Genomic DNA, 24,102 nt, shown 5'->3' with positions numbered 1-24,102 from the left:
TTTTAGTCACTAAATCCATGCTAATATGTAATGAAGCAATTTTTTTTATAATATATTCTTGATTTTCTTTCTAATTAATTAATTGTTTTTTAAAAGTAAAAAAGCATTCCCATTAGACTTTTGAGGGATAATTAAATTAACATGTTAAAAATATATATGGTCTGAAACCAAATATTACTTATTAAAATAATTAAATTAGCGATTCAAGAAAAAAAATGACTCAGCAAACATCGGCTACAACGGAAGAAATAAATTGGAAAAGTGTTGTCCAGCAAATTTTTGATATGATAGGGACCAATACTGCCATTATAAATAAATACGGTATTATTTTAGCTTCAAAAATTCAAAAATTTCAAAAAGGGAAATTAATTTCTCCTCGATTATGGGATCTAATTCTCCAAAGGGATAAAGTTGGTGATGAACTAGGGGTGAAAAGCATTAGTAGCTTAGTTTTAGAATCGGAAGATGCCAATATCATAATAACATTCGCAAAGCACGTTTATTTAATGAGTTATGTATCAAAAGATGTAGATTTAGCTCAATATATGCCCAGTATAACACGGATTAGTTCCACATTGGATAGATCTACAAATAATCCTATATCATTTAAAATAGAGAATTTGGATTTGCATGAAGAATTCTTAGAATTAACCCATGAAAACCAAGATCAAATCAATGAAGATCGCTTTCCTATTTTCAAACATTTAATCAAAAATCTCGCAAAAAAATAATCGCTCTGAAACTATTAAGGGGATAAAATCATTTATATTAACTATATATTAATTGTTACTAGGAAGAAACAGTATACCGAGTGAGGCATCAAATTCATGCTACGACAAGTTTACATAACAAAAGATAGTGAAATTATTTACAAACGAGATTTTGGAAAAGGGTTAGATGATGAGGGATTCAATCAAGCCTATAAACAAATATCTTCTGAAGCTTTTAAGATTGCAACCGAAAACACTCAATTTCATGATTTCTTTAAATATCGTATTAATTATTTATCCGTTCCAGAACAAAACGTAATTTTCTTCTTCGTTTCTGATTTATCTGATAAATTTGCAAACGTGAAAAAAGAATTATCCCGGTGCAGAAAAGAATTTATGGATATGTTTGGATCAATTATGGATGAAAAACTCGATGAAGATACTTTTGAGATTTTTGATCCCACAATTGAATTAATTCATAAGAATCTTCGGCCGAAAATTTCTTTAGTGGGTTTTTCAGGAGTTGGGAAAACTACCATCACTCGTTTGATCACTGCTGAAGATATTCCTGTTGAACATGTACCTACGATTACAGGAGATATTGGAACAATAAAAATTGGAAAACTGCATTTCCATTTATGGGATTTTGCAGGACAGGAACAATTTAGTTTCTTGTGGAATAATTTCATTAAAGGTTCCGATGCAGTGTTATTGATCACTGATTCTTCACTGGAAAATTGTGAAAAGAGTAAATATTTTGTTGAATTAATTAAAAAAGAAGCTCCTTATGCTCATGCAGCTGCAATTGGAAACAAACAAGATTTGCCAGATGCACTTCCCATTGCAGATATTGAAAGACACTTGAATATCAAAGCTTATTCTATGATTGCTACAGATCCGGATAATCGCGATAAAATGATTACAATTATTGCTGACATTTTAGAAATGTCTGGGGAAGTTTCACCATTATTAAAACCTCTATTAGAGCGCGATAGAAAATTAAAAGAAGCTGAACAAGCTCTTGAAGGGGGAGACTTTCTTGCTGCTGTAAAATTATTTGAAACGCTTGCTGATTTGAGCTTGGAATTAGGGGACGATCGAGTAAGTCAAGATTTTAATGAAAAATCTCAGAAAATACGCTCCATACTAAAGCAAATGGCACCTGCAAGCCAAGATTCTTCATCTACACCAATTCAAAACGCTCCGAAGCCATCTGTACAAGTTCCTCCAGCACCTTCCGTGCAGGTTCCTCCCGCAGCACCCGTTCAGGTGCCTCCGAAACCTTCTGTACAAGTTCCTCCAGCACCTTCCGTGCAGGTTCCTCCCGCAGCACCCGTTCAGGTGCCTCCGAAACCTTCTGTACAAGTTCCTCCAGCACCTTCCGTGCAGGTTCCTCCCGCAGCACCCGTTCAGGTGCCTCCGAAGCCATCTGTACAAGTTCCTCCAGCACCTTCCGTGCAGGTTCCTCCCGCAGCACCCGTTCAGGTGCCTCCGAAGCCATCTGTACAAGTTCCTCCAGCATCTTCCGTGCAAGTCCCTCCCGCACCACCCGTTCAGGTGCCTCCGAAGCCTTCTGTACAAGTTCCTCCAGCACCAAAATCAACCGTTCTTCCTGATGGTGCATCTCAGCCCCCTCAACAACTGGACCAATTGGGGATGTTATTAAACAAATTACAAGCAAAAAAAGAAACCCCCAAATCTCCAGAAAATCCGCTTTCAAAAGCTACTTTGGGTATAAGTCCGAGTATATTATCTCCCATAAACGAACCATCTTCTTCAAATGCATCTGTTTCTGCTGTTATTCCGCCCCCGATTCCACATCTCGACCAAAGTTCTAATAAACACGATGTTTCACCTCCGGTTAAAGCTGAGTCAATTTCAACGGAAACTAAATCTTCTGTACAAATGGTAACTGAATTAAAAATTAAATTAGCGAATGTAAACAACAAAATGTTAGATCTTGAGATGGAAAACATTACTGGAGATCTTTCAGATGAAGATTATGAACAGAAGGTTGGAAGATTAGAATTACTAAAACAAAAAATCGAAAAACAAATTTTGGAAATTCAAAATCTGTAATTTTTTCTCATTTCTACTTTAAAATCGTTCGTCAAAAATTATATTTTAATAAACTCTCCTACTATGCATGCTAATGAATTTTCCATTAAAAATGTTATATATAATAAGGAGATAAAAAATTAGATATTGAAGAAATCATCGTCTTCTTCCTCTACATCAATAAAGATATCGCTAAACTCAATTTTATTAATAATATTTTTTAAATCAACATCATTTTCTTTGTATTGATTCGTTGGAATATGAACTATAATTTTCATATCTTCTAACTCTTTGAAACCTACAAATTCTATAGAATTCACGTCAATCTCATCTTCATTTTCTTCGGTTTCCCCATATTCTTCCTGAAGGTTCCCCATTTTCTTTTCTAAATTCATTTTATTATAAAGAAAGCTTTCAAGTAGATCATCGTAAATCATCACTGGGATGAAAGCTTTTCTTGTTGTTTTTTGTGTTTCTTCACTTAAAACATCAAACTCCCAAATATCTGGAAAATGGTACTTCTTTTTGGTTCGATACATTCTTTTTGTAATTTCTTTTTCCTTAAAATTGAAGGTTATTGAGTTTTCTTCAATTTTTTTTTGACAATAGTCAATAATTTCTTTGCAATATTCCAATAAGGCTTCTTCTTGGTTATTAGATTGTAAATAATTAATGTAAGCCTTTAAGTAGCTTGTTAAAAGAAAATCTATATCTTGAGAATAATTCTTAATCTGACCTTTAAGAGGTTTCGACTGAACCCACCATTTTTTTGCTAATGAAATTGGGAGTTCTCGTTGAGTCATTTCTTTGTATTTGATTTTGGCGTAATAGATGATATTTTGGTAGAAAGATAAATACAATTTATGAAAATCATAAGTGATGATCTTGGAATCATATTCGATCGAGATTGGTTTTTTTGGTAGCATGGTTAAAGAGGTACTTCCATTAACAACCTTATCTATCCTGCAAGGCATAGGCAAAATGGGTTGAGGAAAATTTTTACTTTTCAAAATATCTATGAAGGGTATCATAGGAGCGCCATCATTTTTTTTTGTCGGCATTTTTGACATTGATTTTCTTGAATTACTTTGATTTTTGGAAAACATTTGAATCTCACTTGAATAAGTTTAAAAATAATAAAAAAAGGAGATAGTAATCTATCTAGTCGCGATTAGCGTATTTCCAGCACCATACATGGTGACTGTCAGTTAATATGGTTTCTTCCGGAATTTTCTTGTTGCATTCAGGCAACATTTTTTCTTGACACCGAGGGTGGAAAGAACATCCATTTGGAGGATTGGCAGGACTTGGAATTTCTCCTTCAAGAATGATTTTTTCTTGTTTTTCAATTTCACTTACTGCTGGTCGGGCGGAAAGTAATGCTCGGGTATAGGGATGAGATGTATTGTAGAAAATATCTTCAATATCCCCTGTTTCAACAAATTTACCCAGATACATGACACCAATCCGATGTCCAATGTGATGAATTACACTTAAATCATGAGTAATAAAAATATATGCTAAGTGGAATTCTTTTTGAATTTTTTGTAATAAATTCAAAATTTGGGCTTGGACCGATACATCTAATGCGGAAGTTGGTTCGTCAAGAACGATTATCTCAGGATCACATGCCAAAGCACGAGCAATTACGATACGTTGTTTTTGACCTCCAGAAAATTCATGAGGGAATCGATCTAAATGTTCTGCCTTGAGTGAAACTAATCGAAGGAGTTCCAAAACTTTTGTTCGCAATTTTGTTTTATCCTTAACACCTCGCAAATTTCGGAGAGGTTCCCCAATAATATCAACTATTTTCCATCGGGGGTTTAATGAAGCATCAGGATCTTGGAATACCATTTGGACTTTTTGGCGAATCATTCGTTCTTTGTCCAATCGATTGTCGATTCGAGTATTCCGGTAATAAACTTCGCCTCCAGAGGATTCAACAAGGTTTAACAATGCCTTGGCAATGGTTGTTTTTCCACATCCACTTTCTCCGACAATTCCCAGAGTTTGTTCTGGATATAATTTAAAAGAAACATCTCGCACAGCGCGTACTTCACCAATTTTTCGCATGAAAATCCCTCCGAGAATTGGATAATTCACTTGAAGATTTTCTACGGTCATTATTTCTTTAGTTTTATCATATACTTCTTCAATATTTTCAGATACTTCTTCTGTCATTATAATTCATCCTCCAAACGTTCAGATAGTGTTAATCTTCGATACAATTCTGGATCCGATTTATCTTCATTAAATAAATGACATGCAACTTGAACATCATTTGGCATTTTGATCAACTTTGGATCGATTTCTTGGCAAATTGTCATTGCATGTTCACATCGAGGATGGAAACGACAAGCTCGTGGGGGATAAATTAAGTTTGGCACCATTCCAGGAATAATTGCCAATTCTCGACTTCTATCTTCACGGGTAACTCGAGGTATTGCTGCAAGTAACCCCTTTGTGTATGGGTGTTGAGGGTTTTCAAAAATATCTTTCACCGTTCCATATTCTACAATATTTCCCGAATACATCACTGCTACTTTGTCGCACAATTCATATATTACACCTAAAGAGTGAGTAATGAATAGTACGGAATTATGAAGTTTCTTTTTGAGCTCCCGAATCATATCCAGAATCTGGGCTTGAATGGTTACATCCAATGCAGTAGTTGGTTCATCACAAATTAAAAGTTTAGCATTACAAGCTAGACCCATTGCAATCATGATCCGTTGGCGCATCCCTCCTGAAAGTTCGTGTGGGTATCGATCAATCAAAGTTTCAGCATTGGGAAGTCCAATACGATCTAAAAGCTTCGCTGATTCTCGATTTGCAATATCTTGCAAGGAAATTCGAGTTTTAATTCGGCTTTTGATTGCTTTGATTTGTTTTTTCAATGTTTCAACCCCTTCAGCAGAAGCTGTCTTTAAATTCTGTTTCATTTGAGATAATTTCTGTTTTAAAACAGCATTTTCTTGTTTTGCTTTTTCCAATTCTGCTTCTAAGAATTCTTTTTGGTGAATCAGATAGACTTCAGATAATTGATCTCCACATTTTAACACTGGATTTAAAGAATTCATTGGATCTTGGAAAATCATTGTTATGGAATTTCCTCGATACTTCAACATTTCATTTTCAGTTTTTTTTGTCATATCTTCCCCTTGAAAGAATATTTCACCAGAAACAATTTCTCCAGGAGATCGAATTAATCTGACGACAGATAAAGCGGTAACTGACTTGCCACATCCTGTTTCTCCGACTAATCCAAGAATTTCATCTTCTTTAATTGAAAATGATACACCATCAACGGCCTTAACAACTCCCTCTTCGGTGTAGAAATATGTATGCAAATCTTTTACTTCGAGTAGATTTTCGTAATTTTTAGTTGTGCTCATTTTTTATATTCATCTCAATTTATTCCGCTTTTTTCTTTTTTGATTTTTTGACTTTTTTCATCTTATGCCCTTGAAGGCGTGGATCCATTGCATCACGTAATCCGTCACCTAACAACATAAAACCTAACACAGTGATGAAAATACCCAACCCAGGTACTAAAGCGGCCCAGATTGCATTATACAATTTATCTCGAGCTAAACTAATATCATTTCCCCATTCAATTAATGTGGGGTCATTAAACCCAAGATAACTTAATCCCGCAAGACCTAAGATCATTCCTCCAATATTGAAGGTGACTGATACTACGACAGGAGCAATACAATTAGGCATTACATGTTTGAACATGATTCGACCATCTTTTGTCCCTGCTACTTTTGCGGCTTCGACATAAGTTTTTCCAATTTCTTGTAAGGCTGATCCACGAATTAATCGAGCATATCCTGGAATCCCTAAAAATCCCCAAATAAGCAAGATCGTTTGCATGGATGTTCCAACAATGGAGAGGATGATGATGATGATGATTAATCCTGGGAAAGCCATAATGATGTCCATTATTCTCATAATGATATTATCAATGATACCTCCTTGGAAGGCTGCGTAGATTCCTAACATCACTCCAAAAATGGAACTTATTGCGATTGAGAATAACCCCATGGTGATTGAAGAGCGAGCTCCCCAAATCAATCGGCCATATACATCACGCCCAAATTTTGCAGTACCTAACCAATAAGTATCGTCTGGAGGTGCATATGGGGGAATACTTTCATTTACTCCTGATAAAACTGAAAATGAGAATCGAGATACTATCCATGGGGCAAAAACTACCCATAATAAAATCATTCCGATAATTAATATTCCAAAGACGGTTAAGAAGTTATTTAATTTTGATGCAAATTTACGTTTGCTTTTCAATTTATTAAATTCAAAATCTCGTCGAATCAGCTCATCATCTTTAGCATTTGGGGTTAAGATAAATTTAATGTATTTTTCTTTAACCTCTTTTAACTGTTCTTTGTAGCTTGATGGTTTGTACAATTTGCTTTGACGAATCGCCCAGGCTTTTTCTCCATCAATAGTTCCTACGACGGAGGTAGGTGCTTCAATATTATTTTCTTCTGCTGACATATTTTTTTCCTCCTTAATAACGGATCCTAGGATCTACGAGCCCATAGATTAAATCGGTAATTAAGTTCACCACAACAAAGATGAAGGTCATTAAGAAAACCGCTGCATTAATTACATAATAATCAACTGCTCTGATGGCAAGTAAGGTCGTGACTCCCATTCCTGAAAGATTGAAAGTGTGCTCGGTTAAGACTGCGCCTCCCATTAATCCCGCTACATTCAGACCAACAATTGTGATCGTAGGGATCATGGCATTTCGCCAAGCGTGTTTGTAGATAACTTGTTTTTCGGTGCATCCTTTAGCTCGAGCAGTTCGAATATAATCTAATTCCAGTACTTCTAACATGCTCGATCTGGTTTGTCGCGTGATTCCTGCGATGGTAATGAAACTCAGACAGAAAACTGGTAAAATCAAGTGTAAGAAAGTATCCCAGAACATTCCGAAATCTAAGTTGATTAAAGAATCCAACAAACGTAATCCAGTAATTTTATCATCAGCGTAACTAATTTCATACTTCGTTGAATTATAGTTAGTTGCGAAAGGTAAAATTTGTCCTTTGATAACTAATATATATTGGAGCATTAAACCCATCCAGAAAACTGGGATTGCAACCCCTGCCAAAGCCACGAATCGAATGGCTGTATCTTTAGGGCGATTTCTATTTACTGCAGAAATAATTCCTGCACGAATTCCAATTATTGTGGCAAAAACCATTGAATAAATGGTAATTTCAATGGACTTTGGAAAAGCTGCCATCAATAAATCCCATACATCCGCCCCGTTTTGCATAGATATAGATGTTCCCCAATCCCCTCGGAATAAAGCTCCAACATAAATAAGGAATTGTGAGATAACCGGTTTATCTAACCCCAATCTCTCCACATTGTTGAGATATTCTTGTCTTTGCGCGTCTGATTTGAAACCCCCATCTCCAAGTAGTGCCTTATATGGATTATCGGGCATCGCACGAGTGAGCACAAACGACATGAATAATACTCCGAAGAGGATAGGAATTAAAGCTAATATCCTTCTAATAGTATATTTTAATAAACTCATATTTTTCAACCATTTTCATTTTATATTATTCTAAAAAAAATTATGCTGCAATTTCTTCACTCGCTTCTTCTTCAGCAAGAACTCCTGCTTCAACTGCATGGGCCTTCTGATAGAAGTAACTTTTCAAAATGCCTCCCACAATTCCTGCGCTCGTGTACCAGATAACAAGGAAGATTATGTTTAAATACCCATGATAACTGCTAAAATAGTCTCCAATAATTTGGAAAATATTTCGAGTTCCAACGTACACTACTGCGGACCAGATCCACGACAAAAGAACAATGAAAGGAACCATCCAGAAATTATTTTTGATGGAATACACCATAAAATCTTCTTGATATCCTTGATATATCCCAATAAAAAACAAAATTAGGATAGAAAAGGCTCCTGGTAAATATTCGACAAAATCGACTACAGGAGGTAAATGGATCCCCATTGGTGTGAATGTATTTGTGAAGTCCCATAAATTTGTGTATACGAACAATAACCTCGGTTCTCGGATATACTCCGTTTCCATCAGATTCATAATATAGTTTGGATCTAACTGGATCGAATCATATAAACCTGTATTACAAATCCAACCGAAGAATAAGAAGTTAATTAACAAAAATGCTACAACAAATTTTGTTATTCGCTTAAAATCTATGGAAAATTTTTTTTTTTCTGTTTCTTCAACCATAATTTTCAACTCTATATAAAAAAATTGTTTTATGTAAATTATAAAAAAACAAATACCGTTTGATTTTTCATTTGAGTAATTGTTTTTAGGTATTTTGATACTCTAGCTTTGAGAAATCAAATCTTAATAAAAATGAAAAAGGATAATAATAAAAAACTTTTCATTTTTACATAATTTTGAAACCAAACGAAGTTCAATTTTTTATTAACTTTTCCTTCCAATTTGAAAATATCACCTAGCAAAGCTTATCGAAATTTTCCAGCATGAAAAAAAAGCGGGACAAAAATAAATTTTATTTCAATTGAATTTAATTTACTAAAACAAGTTTTTGATGATAATTAATTTTTATTCTCATTTTATAAAAGTTTTTTTCCGCTGTACAGTGATAATACCTTGGAAGACTCGTTCTATAAATTGGAATAATAACTTATGATCTGAATTCTCAGCGTCTATAGAATTATTCAATAATTTCAATAAAATTATTTTTTGTATGTTTAAAGTTCATAATTTTCATTTTCTTCTTCTACTGAATAAAAAGAAATTACCTCCAATTTGTTTTGTCTTGCTTCATCACAAAGCTACCGATTTGTTCCTTATTGTGCACATTTCCTGTAATTCTACTGTTATATGAAAACAGAAGTATTTGATAAATTTCATATTAATATTAGTTTCAATCTAGTTTTTTGCAGGTTTAAAATCACTTTGAATTGGATTTTTTCAAATTTGAAAAATGAAGTTGTGAATAATCAAAAATTCTTCATCACGTGAAATTATTTTCCAAATTTGGTAATTTATTCGGTTTTTTCTGTGCTCAACATTAGCATAATCCACTGTAGAAATTTTTTTTTTGCAAGCGATTATTTTCGACGTCGATTTCAGTTGAAAAATTTAAATGGTATCATATAGTATTAATTGATTAGATCACTATTTGATCAATAGTCCATTTTGGTGCAATTTTGGGCCATATTTCTAACTTATTCCTTTATCAAATTTTTCATTCTCATTTTCTTCCGATGACCATAAAAATCACATTTATTCAATGATTTTTTGATCGGGCGAAAAATCTTACTGACAATATAAAAAGGTAGGATCTTAACTTAGCCCAAAAAGGAAGCTTTTTTAAAGTCAAAATTCTAAATAGTAAATGTTCCTAAAAATTTTCAAGTTTTTTAATAAAAATTTGGGAACTGTGTGATTAAAATGAAAAAAATAAATGTATTTGTCGTAATGGCAGCTTTGGTTCTCAGCGCACTGTTACCTATTGCAGCAGCTGATGAAGCATTAGAGCCTCGACCTATGATTTATGGAACTTCCTCGCTCGTTGTGGATTTAGACCCACAATTTGCATGGGATAGTGCATCAATCGACCACATTGATCAAGTATGTGAAGGTCTATTCTCTTATGATTTAACCGATCCAAGCCTCGCCATCCAACCACAATTGGCTAAAGCCTTCGGTGTTTGGGGTGAAGAAAGTACAACAAACGGAACTAAATATAGTTATACCGTTGAATTAAAAACTGGAGTTAAATTCCATGATGGATCCGATTTTAATGCTGACGATGTTGTTTTTACATTCGATCGATTAAACTTCTTATGTTCAAACGAATCAGCCACCCAAATCGCAGAATTATATGAACCTTTGGCTTCATTATATCCAAACACTCCATTGTTGATCTACAGCACTACCGCAATTAATGCAACCCACGTTAAATTCTTATTAAACTATGAATACGTCGCCTTCATTCCATTATTATGCTTTGCAGGTTCCGTAATCTTATCCGACTTCGAAGGAAGTACACCTGAAGATGATTATTATGTAACCGCAACCGATACTTTAATCGGAACCGGTCCATACTATCAAGAATCTAACACCGACCGTTTAACTGTATTCAAATACTTTGAAGACTGGTATGGTGGAGATGCCCCTGACATTTTAGAAATGCACTGGGTATTATACGATGATGCAACCACTTTGAACCAAGCTTTCCTCTCTGGAGATATCGATGCAATCGGTGGAATCAGTATGGAATTCATGGACGAATACGAATCAAGTGAATATCATGACGTTGGAGACCGAATGCAAGGAACCGTTATCATTTACATGGGATTCGATTTCAATAAGATTGAGAAAAACACTCGAAACGCTATGCAAGCCGCTTTGAACTATACTTACATCATTGAAGAATTAGGTCAAGGTGAATTAGCTCAAATGACCTCTATTGTGCCAAAAGGTATTATGTACCATGATGACACCATTAAAGCACCTGTCCAAAACCTTACTTTGGCACGTGAAAAGATGTTAGCCGCTATTGCAGCTGGTGAAGGAACTGGAGATTTAGCCTTATCACAAACCACTGGATTAACCGCAAGCTCTACCGATGATCAATGGGAAGCAGCTACCGTTGTTTCTTACACATACACCTATAACTCTGGAAACGCCATGCGTGAAGGAGTTGGAGAATTAGCAAAAGCTAACTTCGCTAAAATTGGAATCAAAGTCACCGTTAGTGGATTAACCTGGGGTGAATTCTTAGACTCATTAGATGACGGATCATGCCAAATCTTTATGTTGGGATGGGGTCCAGACTATAATGATCCTAGCAACTTTATCAACCCATTATTATCCCCAACCTCAACCTCTAACCATGCACACGTAAATGATTCAACACCTGTTGTTGGATTAAATGACTTAATGGAAGCCGGTTTAGTTGAAACCAATGAAACCCTCCGTGAACAAATTTACAAAGACATTCAAGCACGTGTTATTGATCAAGGTGTCTGGGCATACTTATACGTTAGCAACGCTCGATCCGTATACTTCACTGGATGTAAGAACACCGCTCGAAATGCTATGGGTAAATTGTACTTCTACCTCTGGGACTTCGACTATTCTGAAATTCCAAAAGGTATTCCTGGTTTCTCAGTAGTTGCTTTAATGGGTATTGCCGCTATTACCATGTCCGCTTTAATTTACAAAAAACGACATTAAGTAGCAAGCATATACTTGTTTAAGTATTCAAGATGAATTTATTCATCTTTTTTTTTTACCCAGTCTTAAAGGTTATAACCTATATTTCAAAGTATAGCCTCCTTTTCCTTTTTTGTAAATATTTTACATTTTCATAGCTTGATCTTACAATGATTTCCTCAAGTTGATTTAACATACGATTTCTATACCAAAAAAGAGTTAATTCTTGATGATGAATCCCTTGTTTTAAACCTTGATTACGATAAAACTGCCATCCATTGTGGATCATTACACGAAGGTACAATTCCGCCAGATGTACAGTTGGATAGCGGTATCGGAATTGTTCATGAATTCTATTTAAAGAGCTGAACCCTGTTTCCTGATTCCATCGAATTTTATAGGTCTTAGTCAACCATTTTGCCCACGATCGTTTATTTTTCCAAGGATCCAAGGTTGTAAAGAATGCTGATAATTGGTGAATCGCCTCATCATAAGTGATTTGCTTCTTCCAGAATTGATCACGGATTTTCCACGCAGGTTGATCATCATGTCCTACAATGACAATATGTAGATTCACCGAACTTTGCCAGGGTTTTGCACCTGGTTTCTGTTTAAATAAGTAAGTTGAGACTAAAGGGGCCGTTTTTAGCAAGTAGTTTTTAATTCGGCGTTTAACATGTGAGTATTTCTTTGCTGGCATTATGATCGGAATTTTACGATCTTTTAACATTTTCACGAGTTGTACTCGATAAAATTCCCGATCCATTAGACCATAATTAAACCCAAAATTATTGAATTTCAACCAATCAACAGAATTTGGGATTGATAGCCAACGTCCCACCCCTTTCTGCAGTAAATAGAAATCGGTAAAGAGGGTAATATTTTGACAATGAGTTGAATGACCTTGAAACATACGCACTGTTTTGTACCCATGTGACGCTTGAAGGTCTTCTGTTCATACGGGGTCTGAGTTGAACCATAATAAGGATATTCCGTATTATCGACCAAGAATCGCCATTTTTGAGAAGGACCAAAGAAAGTAGCGATCTTACGACAGAGGGCCATATTGATATTTCCGAAGAGATTTTGAACTTCTTTTTTCGATAACCGGCGGAAAAATTTGTCGACATCGGTCTGATGTGGGATAAATCGTCGATGACGTACTTTATCTTGAAATCGTTTGGGTTGTAAGCGATATTTTGACTTGTAATGTCTAACAAGGAAAGCATTTAGACCTTCAGAAGCAACATGGACTGAGATTTGTCGAGTAAGTGCATATAATTTTGGGAAGACAAAATCAGCCCATGTATATAGCCGAGGACGGAATCGTTTGGCCAGCCCCAATAGTTTGATCTGCTCATTAAGTAAAGCTTTAAATTCTTTCAAAAGAAAGATATCCTTAGGGAAAGAGCAGTCGGTCGATTGGGGAATCGCCCGTGACTGTAAAGATATCATATAGATTCAATATTATTTCTTCTTTCCCTTTTATAACTTGATCGGTTTTCAGCTTGGAACGGTTATAGGCGATTTAATTCGGATCGTTTATAACCTTGAAGACTGTTTTACCCCTTTTACTCAAAATTAAACCTTTAGTAACTTGAACTTCTCTTTTAATTAGTTATTCATTCGTGTAAAATTAGTTTACAAGAATCTTTTGATTGTATTTGTCTAAGAAGATCTCTAAAGAAAAGAAAGAAGTAGAAAAAAGAGTTAAAACATTGTATTGATCCTACCAATAATTTGATCTAATTCTTGGTCAATGGTGTTTTTCGGACCAAAAATATAGACACGCACTCCCGGACCCGTTCCAGAGGGGCGGAAATAAACTTTAGTCTGCAAAGAACTAAGATAAATGATCGCAATTTGGTTATTGACTTGTTGAAACGTGTTGATTGTATATGTTTGCTCCTTTACTTGGAAAGATTGACCTTCCATTTGGGCAAAAGTTGAAACAATTTTCACTTTTTTTTCATCATCTGCCTCAATCATTTTTCGCGTACCTGCGATCTCCTTAGAGAGTATGTCACTAAAATTATATCCTTTGGCTAATAGAGTGCAAATGATTAATAATGCTTCTGCAGGATATTTATCCCCAATGGTAGGGATTTTCGAGGAAATTTGCATGTGATTGTTGTCTTCGGTGATGTCAAGGAGGTTGATTGTGTGCCCTCCCGATTCTTCCCATAAGACCATTAGGATATCTTCTCCACGAATGGGAGATTGTTGAATTGCTCGTTGAATATCGTGGATGTGTTTTAATTTTTCATATTTAGAATTTTGTTCAACGTACAATATCCCTGTATCAAATTTGGCTGTATCGATGGTTTTTCCCAAAGCACCATATAATATCATGCCAAGGTGTTTATATCCTACTCCAGTAACAAAACTCAATTTACAAGCGCTATCACCGCGTGGATCGCTTGGGATTGTCCGCACATTAATTATATTTTTGTGAAAATCTTTTGCAAGAATGCTATGCATCGCTGCATACAGGGAATTAGGTAAAAATGTTTCCAGTTTGGAAGTTTTAGAATTACGTGTTACCAAGACAATGCGATCGCGATCTGTATCTAATAAAATTGCGACGGATATTTGATGCTCCTGCATTTTGGATTCAAGATACGGATAGTCAATATTCACTGTTGGATTAGGGGGCTCCATGGCTCTTTCTATTAAAACGACATTTACACCAACGCGTTCGAATAGATCTCGTAATTCTGGCGCACGTCCCATATATGGCCATAAAAGTAACTTCGTATTTCTCAATATCGAAAGATCTATGACTTTTTTGGTTAAATCTATTATGTAATCATTATTTCGTTTATCTGCATCTATGTATTGGGCACAAAAATCCTTTTGCATCCGAATTTCGGACATTTCTAATGCTCGTTGTGAAACAGATTGCATAACCCTTCCACTAATAGGCATTGGTAAATCAATGTAAAACTTCACCCCATTCCAGATCAGATCATTATGACTGGCAGTTAATACGATCACTAAATCTATTTCCTCAAATAAAGCAACACTTGCACTCCCATGAGGGGTGCCCATGCGACTATAAAAGGGCTCGTTATCTGCTTCCGCTTTCGATTGGGGATCATAGGTTTTTTGGAAATAAATTTTATATCCATCATAAGCCAATATTTTTGCGTATAATCCAACGAGATGATTTGCCGAAGGTCGATCGTCGGAAACAAGCAAAACTCCCGGTTGGGGTTTACCTATTTCTTGTTTTGCGACTTCACTTATTGCTTTGAATACGCGTAGGAACATATATTGCCGATTTGCGGGCATCAATAACAAATCATTCTTTTTGTCCAAAATAACCATTCGAATTCCTGAGGTAGGCGGGACTATAGGGTTAATTATCTTCTGTTGTTCTTCAGAAAGTAGGGGTAATTTTACCACATCAAATTTATCTGATTCTTGAATTGCTAGGGGTTCGACTTGTAGCTGCATAATAAAGACCTATTTATTTTTGTTAAAAAAAATTTTTGGTAAAACGTCTATTTTATCTCGCGAAAACTGTCTTGTTGATTAATTCGATCAATAGATTTTTTTAAAATCTCGTGGATCATTAATCGATAGTCGGCATTCGTAGAAATCATACCATATGTTGGAATGTTTAAGATTTTTTCAACGAATGTGCTTGTTAATCGGTTAGGAAGATCTTGCTTATTGGCAATTCCAATGATTTCGGCATCAGAATAACGTTTTTCTACAAATTTTTCAATAATTTTTTTTGAAGCTTGCACATTTTTATAAGTTGAATCGGTGATTAGAAGAATAATTCGAGTTCCTTTTAATAGGGAATTCCATAAATCAGTAAATTGAATTTGACCTGCAAAATCCCAGAGAACTATTGTTCGACTTCCCAATTTATCATAATTTGCGATATCTGCCGTAATTGTAGGGATATATTCTAAATTAGCTTCTTTTCCGATTATCAAGCGGGTAATCGTTGTTTTTCCAACACCGGCATATCCTAAAATGGATACTTTAATTGGACCTAAAATAAGTTTATCAATTTCGTCAAAAAAATCATTGAAAAGAGAACGTTCCCCATTCCAATTATCATTTCTAAACACATCCCAATACCGATCGATAAATTTTTTTAAAATCGTTTCTAAAATTGGGATGATTTCATCATCCTTATCTGCAATATCTGCACAAATCACCACGATTATTGATTTCGCTTTACTATATATGAATTTTGACTTGCCAGTGATTGTTGATTTAATTTCAGATTGGGAAATTTCCATCATAAATCCACTGAAAGCACTTAAAAATCCTGCAAGTAAGTCTTGATCTACTTTAGTTGCACCATATTCACGAAAAAGTAGCGATTTTCCATCGATAGTTAAAATATTGACATGTTGTATCATTCTTTTAATCGGCTTTGAGTGATTTTTTCTTTCTTAATAAATACTTTAGATATAAATCTTATTAACTTATTACTTAATTAATAGGATTATAAGTGTATTATTTGTTTTATAGTTTCAATATCTAAATATGTGATTTAGTATGGCGAACCCACAAGATCAATTATCAAAGAAATCTCTTGAAGAAAAAATTAATGGTTTTGGTCAAATCTTGCAAAATTTTGGCTTAAATCTTATACAGAATATAGGTGAAATGAAACACGAACTTTCGATCTTATCTGATAAAGTTGGTAAAATTGAAGAAGAAGTTCATGAATTACGAGATTTGAAATATCAATTGCATGAAACGAACCGTTCTCGATCAGAAATTCTCAATGAAGCGCAAAAAATTAAGAATCATCTATCTAAACTGTCGTTAAAATTTACTGATATGAATTCAGAAAACTTTTCAAAACAAGATCCGCAAGAAAATAAAACTGCGTTGGATGTTTTGAATGATTTAGAGAGAAAAGTCCGGTCCATTAGCACTGCTCATGAATTATTGTCGGTCATTAAAGCTTCAAAGGAAGAGTTATTCATTATCACAGGTGGTCATAAAATATTGTTTGATATAAAAACTTTTGAGCGTAAAATAAAACCGGGTATGGATATAATCCATGAAAATGTCTCCAGTTTACTGTTGGAAAAGATTGAAGATTGGAAATTAGAACTTTAATTGTTATAAGGAAAAAAATGTATCTAAGAGATAGAAACAAATTAGAAATCCACTACTATTAAATCAACTTTTGAAGAATTCACTATTGGGTTTCTTTTTGTTCTTTTCTTTTATACCCATCTATTACCATTTTCTGCAATTCCACTTTTTTCTCCAGTTCCCGTTCTTTCTTTTGTTGTTTTTCTCGTTTTTCGTTGCTTTCAACAATTTTTTCATTTAAATCTTCAATGGTGGATTTTAATGCGGTATTTTCAGTTTGAAGATCTTCATTTTGTTGAAATAGTAATGTGAATTTGGCTTGTAACCCTTCAATTCCGTCACTAACCACCGATATTTCTTCATTTTTACTTTGGGCGGAATTTAATTCAAGTTTTAATTTTTTTATAATCGCTTCATATTTCTGAGCCACTTTTTCAAGTTCAACTTTAATTCGTGTATTAAATTGTTTGATTTTTCCCTTTAATTCTTCATTCTCCATTTCAATAGCTTCAACCTTTTCTTCAGCTTCAATTTGGGTTTGAAGGGCGCTTTGCCTCAATGCATGATTTTCCTCATAAATCGATTGACTTTCTAATTCAATTTGCATCAATTTTTGTCGTAATTTTTCATTTGGGGTATTCAATTCCATTTCTTCTATCAATTTAGTTTCTTCAATAGGTTTGTCCATTTGAAGGTATTGATAAAGTCGAAGAAGATTTCGTGCAACAACTGTAGATTTTGGTTCCACATTGTCTTTCTTATGGATATTATTTGGTTTTACTTCCGATTTTAATTGCATTTGTGACTTAACCTCTTTTTTGAGATTAGAAGAATCGCTTTGTGTACTAGTAGATTTTTGATTGTTTTTAGAATTTGTTTTTTTGGTTTTTTTTAAAGAGGACTTATTTGATTTTTTTGAGGATTTTCTTTTTACATTTTTTTTTGAACTCTTTTTTGTCACTTTACTTTTAGATTTTGTTTTAGTTTTTGTTTTAGTATTTGGCATTCTGACAATATTGTTGCAGTTAACCTAAATAAATCTATGGAAAATGTGGTGACATTTGATTCAAAAAACTAGTATTGATTGAAAGAAAATTTTCCAGAATTTTGGAATCTGAGAGAAAATCATGAAAATAATGCGCTTTTTAAAAAAGAATAAGAACAAAAAAAACAAAATACGCTAGGAGTTGTAAAGTAACATTAAAAAATAATAGTAACATATTTTGATCAATGAATTCCAAATTTCGAGACGATGAAGTTCTTCGCTACCTCGGATCTCATACATATAATGAGGCGATGGAGCATTTCAACATCTCCAGAATGACGGTTTCTCGTATAAAAAAACGAAATAAGGTCCAAATAATGCCTCAAAAAATAAATTTAGCAATCATTGGAGTCGGAAATGCCGCTTCAGCTTTAATTCAAGGTATAGAATTTTATAAAGCCCGAAATAATAATATTGGGTTATTACACCCGACTTTGGCAGGATATCACATTTCAGATATTGAAGTTGTTTCCGCTTTTGATATATCCGCAAAAAAAGTGGGAAAACCATTAAATGAAGCTATTGCAGCTAATGAATTTGTTCTTCAAGTGGCAATGCCTACATCGGAAGTTAAAGTGCAAATGGGTGAAATTTTGGATGGAGTAATTGATGAAACTCGTAAAATAATTAATCCATCGGAGGAAACACCTGTAAATATTGTGCAAGAATTAAAAGAAAGTCTTGCTGAAATAGTCCTGTGTTTACTTCCTTCTGGGGCAACGAAGGCTGTAGAATATTATGCAGATATTGCTTTAAGCGCTGGTTGTGCTTTTATCAACGCAACTCCGACAACTATTGCGGGAAATAAAGAATTTGCTCGAAAATATCATGATGCGGGGTTGCCTCTCATTGGAGATGATTTACAAGACCAATTTGGTGCAACCATCGTTCATAAAATGATTTTGCAACAGATGCTTCAACAAGGGGTTCATATAAAAGAAAGTTATGCATTAGATGTTGGAGGTGGAGCAGAATCCCTTAATACAATTCATCGATCTCGAAAATTGAAACGTGACATAAAAAGTAAAACTGTTGCTTCTTCTCTAAAAATTGATGCACCAATTGTAGCAGGTACTTCTGATTATGTTCCCCACATGGGTAATGCTCGTAATTCTATGCTTTGGATTGTGGGACATGGTTTTTTAGGATCAGAAATTGTTATGGATGTTAAAATTCAGACTCAAGATGGACCTAATGGAGGTGCTATTTTAGCTGACATTATCCGTGCAACGAAAATTGCTCTACATCAAGGATCTTCCGGGTCAATTAATGAAATTTCATGCTATGGATTTAAAAATCCTCCCAAAGGAACTCTAAATCCCAAGGACGCCGCAAAATTATTAGCTGATTTTGTTTTAGGCATGAAATCTTAAAAAGAATTCCGTTAATCTTCGGCTGTCCTTCATTGGAGAGAAGGTTCAACAACATTTTTTTTTGGTTCCTATTTTTCTAATTAGTATTGAACAATCCCGGTATATAAAAGTGATTCCGCTGATTAAGTTGTAATATTTTTTGATCATAAAAACGTTTTAATACTCGTTTTGCATGTTCAGTATCCCAGTCCGTAGCAGTTTCAAGATCCTCCATATCCATTTCTCCATGGGTGACAAAATGACGGAGCGCTACTTTCATTTCATCATCAATCATAAGATCTTGGAAAATGTAGATATCTACTCCCGAATAGGAAATTTCTTCATAAATGATTTGACGTTCTTTCATAATATCGATGTAATGAAGCAATTCAATCTTTTGCATGTTTGGATATGGTCCTTGATTAATATAGTATAGTAAAGCTTGGAGGATGATAATTCCTCCCGTTAAGGGCATTGTGTTTGTAAAAATTTGTTGAATATTTTGAATAATTTCTTCGCGTTTTTGAACTTCAAGCAATTCTGGAGTTGAAGATTCCATAACAGGTTCATCAACATCTATTTTCATAGATTCGCTTTGAGCTTCGATTTCTGCTTTCAATCGTGCATCTTCTAATTCCTTCTGCTTCCGTTCCAGTTCTAATTTCTGTTGAAGTTCCTTCTCTTTTTGTTCCGCTTTCATTTTCGCTTGTTGTTCACGTTGGAGCTGATTAACTTTATTTTCTTTTTCTTCCTTTTTCAGTTGAATTTCATGGAGTTTTTGATGCCGATTTGTGCGTTCCTCCTTTGTCATGAATCCAATTGCTTGGAGTTGGTTTTCTTGTTTTAAAATTATTTTTCTCTGTTCCAGATCTTCGATAACTTGATATAAATATGAAGATTTCCATCCAGTTAACTTTTGTAATTCGGTGATCGAGGAATTTTCAGAATGGGCAATAAAACTTAGCACTACTTTTTCAACAAGGGAAAATTTTAAAGGCGTTTTAGTAAAAACTAAGAGTGTAGTATGAGGATCAATTTCAACAATGTCTTTAAATATCCCAACAACTTTCATCAATTTGAGAGTTTCCTTAAAATCATCATGTTCGAGGTGTTTAACTGTTCCTAATGCTTCATTTTCCAATTTTTCCGCTTGAATAAATGGTAATTCTTTCCAATTTTTATTTTTTAAAATTCTCCCCAACTTTCGTGAGATCGAATCATAAAACATTCCTTTCCCCATATCTACTTCTTCTTTCTCTAATTCGTTATAATGCTCTTTATCCAATTGTTCTAAAGCAGAAACGGTTGTTTTTAATAATTCAATATCTTTTTGACGCTGTTCATCAGAAATTGGTTCGGCTTCCCCTAATTCGGCATTCCATTCTTTCCATAATTGTTCTCCTTCATCAATAAGCAATTTTTCGTCTTTCTTTATAGAAAGTGGACCCGCTTCTTGAATTCCTTTAGTTGACGCGATTTGGTGTAAATTCGCTAATTTCGAACGGATCGATTCCATTTCTTGTTCTTTAAATAAATCCTCTAATGTTTGAACTGCGGATCTTGTTATTGAGCCTTCTTGTATATCTTCACGCTTTTTAACAACTATTAGATAGTACAATACAGTATATGAAATAAAAATCACAATTAATCCAAGACTTACAAATAAAGCGATCGTTTCATCCATGGGGTAGTCATGTAACTATATGGTGCTAATAGAATAAAAAGAATTTTTTGACAACAATTTTCATTACATCCGAAGAACCTGACACTTTATTCTTTTTTTTTAACCATCCAAAATTTGATTCTTGTTAGACCTTTTTATATCGCTAATCCGAATTATTTAATTTCAAGGGGCATGAAAATTACTGATGATGATCTTTCATGCCTATAATTTCCGCAGAAATGACTATTTTGCAGCATTTTCTCGACATAATCAGCTATTTGTAAATATTTGTGGGTAAAGCTTTTTTATTTTCTGCATTCTAAATCTAAACTGATAGTCCATTTTTATAAATTAGTATAAAATGGGTATGGATTTTTCTAAAAAAGTGAATAATATGGTCGATAAAGTAAAAATAATTCCACAAGATATCGAGGAACAGATGCGCCTTGAAAATGTGTATAAACTATGGAATGATCAAGTCAATCTTCTCTTAACAGAGGAAGAACGTGGGTTTGTGAAAGAATTACAAGAATTTTGTATTGATTATGATCCAAAGATCAACTATGAAACCGATGTTTATGGAATGTTTCCTGATTTTGGGAAAAAGGGATACATTCAACGCCTAAATCCTTGGAAGGAGTTTAAATTAGCGGGTTGTAAATATGAAATGTTATTGGGAATGAACCTTGCTATGATGGATGCTGAATTTGATCTGGCACGACTTGCTTCTGGAATTTTGTGTGGAAATCCTACTTTCCAACATGGAGGGACTCCTGAATTAGATAAAGTCCAAGATGAATTACTTTCAGGGACCAAAGTTGGGTGTATTGCAATGACCGAAGCTAACCATGGATCTGATACAGTCAATATGGAAGCTAAAGTTAGCCCCGTGGATGGTGGATATAAATTTGAAGGAATGAAAATATTTACCACTAATGGTCCAAAATCCGATTATTTCTTAGGGTATGGTTGCGTAGATGAGGCGAATCCTCGCGGTACTATGGTTCAAGCAATGTTAAGCCGAGATATGGGGATAACTACTGAACGGTTGAAAATTAATGCCGTGCCTAGAGTACATATTGGGAAAACTCATTATAATGGTATAGTTGTTCCTGAAGCAATGATCACAGGTAAACCCGGTCAAGGTTACCATAATTTATTTGATGGCTTAGTTCCAGAACGACTCTCTATCGTAGGTTCCAGTTTAGGTATTTGTTGGAGTTCGATCCTTAATGGTATAATTTATAGCAATCTTCGAAACCAATTTGGAAAACCAATCATGAAGTATCAAGCTGTATCCTATCCATTCTCTGACCTTCTAATTCGTGTTTCTTCGGCTACAATGGCAGCCTTTAATATTGCAAAGATGTATGATGAGAATGTATTGCAAGTAATGCAACGTGGTGAAAAAGTCACTCCAGAAATGTCTAAAGCCAGTGCTCAATGGTCCGGTCAAATTAAATATCTTTGTGCAAAATTAGCTGCAGAAACGGCTTATGAAACTCAACAATTGATGGGTGGCGTCTCTGTGACAGATAATACTCGTGTGATGCGGACTTGGGGTGTTTCTTCTATCCAAGAAGTTATTGGTGGCTCACGTGGTGTGATGCAATTAATCATGTCTGGTAATTTGAAGAAAATGATGAAATTATTGTAAGAAACAAGTCACAATTCAAAACTATTCCTTTTTTTTTCCTTTTCATCTCTTATTTCTCGTTCTTCTTTTAGTTTTTTCCTTAATTTTATGAATAACCAATATTTCGATAATGCTCCTGCTATAAAGCCTTAAATTAAGATTATTATCTATTTTAGGAGTTCATATAAAGTAGATCGATCTCTATCTCTAAATTTCTGAATGTTCAAATAAAGGGAAAAATTAGCTTAATCTATTATGATTCGTGATGGAAGTGAACGCATTTTTGATCGAAATGAAGAAACTCCCGGAGAAATGGTAAGAACTAATTCATTCACACATCTTGTTTATGCCTTTATTAATTTGCTTGTTATTATTGTAGGGGTCATTTTTTTGGTTTCAGAAAGTAAAGTTTACTTATGGATCCTCCCTATTGTAATAATTAGTATTTTAGGTCTTCTATTTTGGATTTTCGTTCGTAAAGATTATTTTTCTCTGATGATTAATATCTTTTCGTACATCATCGTGGCTTGCACGTTTCTTACCATTTTAGCATTATTAGACATTTGGGGGGTGTGGCCTGTTTTAGTGATCACACTCCTTGAAATTAGTCTTCTTTGCATGAATTATTATGACTCTCATCCTGGGACGGTAATTTTTAATGACTGAAGTTAAAAAAGAAAAAAAAGATTTGTTATATACTAGTGAGGATTGGGAAATTTTAACTGATAAAATCGGGCTGACCTATTTAGTGATGTCTGGAATTAATTTTATATTCTCCTTTACAATTTCCATTTTTTGTATGCAACGTTTTAGTAATTTATATATCATTCCTGCATTACTAATGGTTGCTTTATTAGGGCTGATAGTATATTCCTTTATTAAACGAAAAGATATCATTCGTATCTTTACTATGCTTTTTATTATCATCAGTTTCTATTGGATCACAGAAGCAATGGGAATCTTTCCACAGCTCCTTGTAAGTATTATTTTCTCTATTACTGAAGTTGGCTTTTTAGTTATTTATTATTTTATTTCACGGTATTTGGATCGTCGGTAATCCATCTTCCAATTTAAAACATTTTTTACCGATTTCGTCCTTTTTTCAAGAAAATAAATTTTTCCAATCCTACTAATTTTTCATAGATATTTAGTGGTTTCTTTTATATTTCAACATTAGAAATTTTTCCATGCTTTTTTCAATCATTTTTCGACCCTATTTTTTAAAATATATTATTATTAGCTCGATCGCATAAAATTGACATAACTCTTGAATTAAATATTTCGCGATAGTTATTGAGTCTCACATCATAAAGACCAATAATTTAACGATAA

20 protein-coding genes are annotated in these 24,102 nt (G+C 34.2%); 8 read left to right on the top strand and 12 right to left on the bottom strand.

Translation table 11 applies throughout. The features are described 5' to 3' along the window. Positions 1-215 precede the first annotated feature (215 nt). The gene (locus NEF87_RS03655) at positions 216-731 is read left to right on the top strand and encodes a hypothetical protein (RefSeq protein WP_371805039.1); all 516 of its coding nucleotides are present in this window, start codon (positions 216-218) and stop codon (positions 729-731) included. A gap of 96 nt (positions 732-827) precedes the next feature. Beyond that, on the top strand, positions 828-2,789 hold the full coding sequence (locus NEF87_RS03650; RefSeq protein WP_457918690.1) for an ADP-ribosylation factor-like protein: 1,962 nt from the start codon (positions 828-830) through the stop codon (positions 2,787-2,789). Between the two features lie 119 nt (positions 2,790-2,908). On the opposite strand, the gene NEF87_RS03645 is transcribed toward NEF87_RS03650, so the two are convergent. The 6 genes from NEF87_RS03645 to NEF87_RS03620 are packed head-to-tail and all read right to left on the bottom strand — an operon-like array spanning position 2,909 to position 9,028. After that, positions 2,909-3,874 (bottom strand): hypothetical protein, encoded by a 966-nt coding sequence (locus tag NEF87_RS03645; RefSeq protein ID WP_457918689.1) that lies wholly within the window; start codon positions 3,872-3,874, stop codon positions 2,909-2,911. A 55-nt stretch (positions 3,875-3,929) separates the two neighbouring features. Then, positions 3,930-4,952 carry an ABC transporter ATP-binding protein gene (locus NEF87_RS03640; RefSeq protein WP_457918688.1) on the bottom strand — a complete coding sequence of 341 codons (1,023 nt, stop codon included), beginning with the start codon at positions 4,950-4,952 and terminating at the stop codon, positions 3,930-3,932. Then, positions 4,952-6,166, bottom strand: a complete 1,215-nt coding sequence (locus NEF87_RS03635) for an ABC transporter ATP-binding protein (RefSeq protein ID WP_457918687.1) — start codon at positions 6,164-6,166, stop codon at positions 4,952-4,954. The genes NEF87_RS03640 and NEF87_RS03635 overlap by 1 nt, the downstream gene beginning before the upstream one ends. Positions 6,167-6,185: 19 nt before the next feature. Next, a complete protein-coding gene (locus NEF87_RS03630; RefSeq protein WP_457918686.1) occupies positions 6,186-7,292 on the bottom strand; it encodes an ABC transporter permease in 1,107 nt (368 codons plus the stop codon). 13 nt (positions 7,293-7,305) lie between these two features. Further along, positions 7,306-8,349: an ABC transporter permease gene (locus tag NEF87_RS03625; RefSeq protein ID WP_457918685.1), complete on the bottom strand. Its 1,044-nt coding sequence runs from the start codon at positions 8,347-8,349 to the stop codon at positions 7,306-7,308. Between the two features lie 40 nt (positions 8,350-8,389). Next, positions 8,390-9,028, bottom strand: a complete 639-nt coding sequence (locus NEF87_RS03620; protein ID WP_457918684.1) for a hypothetical protein — start codon at positions 9,026-9,028, stop codon at positions 8,390-8,392. A 1,200-nt stretch (positions 9,029-10,228) separates the two neighbouring features. Between NEF87_RS03620 and NEF87_RS03615 the strand changes: the two genes are divergently transcribed. Further along, the gene (locus NEF87_RS03615) at positions 10,229-12,019 is read left to right on the top strand and encodes an ABC transporter substrate-binding protein (RefSeq protein ID WP_457918683.1); all 1,791 of its coding nucleotides are present in this window, start codon (positions 10,229-10,231) and stop codon (positions 12,017-12,019) included. Between the two features lie 79 nt (positions 12,020-12,098). Here NEF87_RS03615 and NEF87_RS03610 read toward each other — a convergent pair whose 3' ends face one another. The 4 genes from NEF87_RS03610 to NEF87_RS03595 all read right to left on the bottom strand — a co-directional run bounded on the left by NEF87_RS03610 (position 12,099) and on the right by NEF87_RS03595 (position 16,383). Further along, positions 12,099-12,839 carry a hypothetical protein gene (locus tag NEF87_RS03610; RefSeq protein WP_457918682.1) on the bottom strand — a complete coding sequence of 247 codons (741 nt, stop codon included), beginning with the start codon at positions 12,837-12,839 and terminating at the stop codon, positions 12,099-12,101. Then, positions 12,797-13,453, bottom strand: a complete 657-nt coding sequence (locus tag NEF87_RS03605; protein WP_457918681.1) for a hypothetical protein — start codon at positions 13,451-13,453, stop codon at positions 12,797-12,799. The genes NEF87_RS03610 and NEF87_RS03605 overlap by 43 nt, the downstream gene beginning before the upstream one ends. 255 nt (positions 13,454-13,708) lie before the next feature. Next, a complete protein-coding gene (locus NEF87_RS03600) occupies positions 13,709-15,457 on the bottom strand; it encodes a hypothetical protein (protein ID WP_457918680.1) in 1,749 nt (582 codons plus the stop codon). Positions 15,458-15,504: 47 nt separating this feature from the next. After that, positions 15,505-16,383 (bottom strand): ADP-ribosylation factor-like protein, encoded by an 879-nt coding sequence (locus NEF87_RS03595; RefSeq protein WP_371805029.1) that lies wholly within the window; start codon positions 16,381-16,383, stop codon positions 15,505-15,507. Positions 16,384-16,522: 139 nt separating this feature from the next. On the opposite strand from NEF87_RS03595, the gene NEF87_RS03590 reads away from it, so the two are divergent. Further along, positions 16,523-17,095: a hypothetical protein gene (locus tag NEF87_RS03590; protein ID WP_371805028.1), complete on the top strand. Its 573-nt coding sequence runs from the start codon at positions 16,523-16,525 to the stop codon at positions 17,093-17,095. Positions 17,096-17,177: 82 nt separating this feature from the next. On the opposite strand, the gene NEF87_RS03585 is transcribed toward NEF87_RS03590, so the two are convergent. Next, positions 17,178-17,873 (bottom strand): hypothetical protein, encoded by a 696-nt coding sequence (locus NEF87_RS03585; RefSeq protein ID WP_371805027.1) that lies wholly within the window; start codon positions 17,871-17,873, stop codon positions 17,178-17,180. Positions 17,874-18,304: 431 nt separating this feature from the next. Between NEF87_RS03585 and NEF87_RS03580 the strand changes: the two genes are divergently transcribed. Then, the gene (locus tag NEF87_RS03580; protein ID WP_457918679.1) at positions 18,305-19,492 is read left to right on the top strand and encodes an inositol-3-phosphate synthase; all 1,188 of its coding nucleotides are present in this window, start codon (positions 18,305-18,307) and stop codon (positions 19,490-19,492) included. A 76-nt stretch (positions 19,493-19,568) separates the two neighbouring features. Here NEF87_RS03580 and NEF87_RS03575 read toward each other — a convergent pair whose 3' ends face one another. Continuing rightward, positions 19,569-21,155: a cell envelope integrity protein TolA gene (locus NEF87_RS03575; protein ID WP_457918678.1), complete on the bottom strand. Its 1,587-nt coding sequence runs from the start codon at positions 21,153-21,155 to the stop codon at positions 19,569-19,571. Positions 21,156-21,528: 373 nt separating this feature from the next. On the opposite strand from NEF87_RS03575, the gene NEF87_RS03570 reads away from it, so the two are divergent. The 3 genes from NEF87_RS03570 to NEF87_RS03560 all read left to right on the top strand — a co-directional run bounded on the left by NEF87_RS03570 (position 21,529) and on the right by NEF87_RS03560 (position 23,827). Further along, positions 21,529-22,791, top strand: a complete 1,263-nt coding sequence (locus NEF87_RS03570) for an acyl-CoA dehydrogenase family protein (protein ID WP_371805024.1) — start codon at positions 21,529-21,531, stop codon at positions 22,789-22,791. 234 nt (positions 22,792-23,025) lie between these two features. Continuing rightward, positions 23,026-23,436, top strand: coding sequence for a hypothetical protein (locus tag NEF87_RS03565; RefSeq protein WP_371805023.1), 411 nt, complete (start codon positions 23,026-23,028; stop codon positions 23,434-23,436). Next, positions 23,429-23,827, top strand: coding sequence for a hypothetical protein (locus NEF87_RS03560; protein WP_457918677.1), 399 nt, complete (start codon positions 23,429-23,431; stop codon positions 23,825-23,827). The genes NEF87_RS03565 and NEF87_RS03560 overlap by 8 nt, the downstream gene beginning before the upstream one ends. Positions 23,828-24,102: the final 275 nt, after the last annotated feature.

It is taken from the genome of Candidatus Lokiarchaeum ossiferum (assembly GCA_025839675.1).
GTDB classification, from domain to species: domain Archaea; phylum Asgardarchaeota; class Lokiarchaeia; order Sigyniarchaeales; family Promethearchaeaceae; genus Lokiarchaeum; species Lokiarchaeum ossiferum.
Note: the sequence above shows the minus strand (reverse complement) of the source record. Positions and strands in the feature narration are given on the sequence as shown.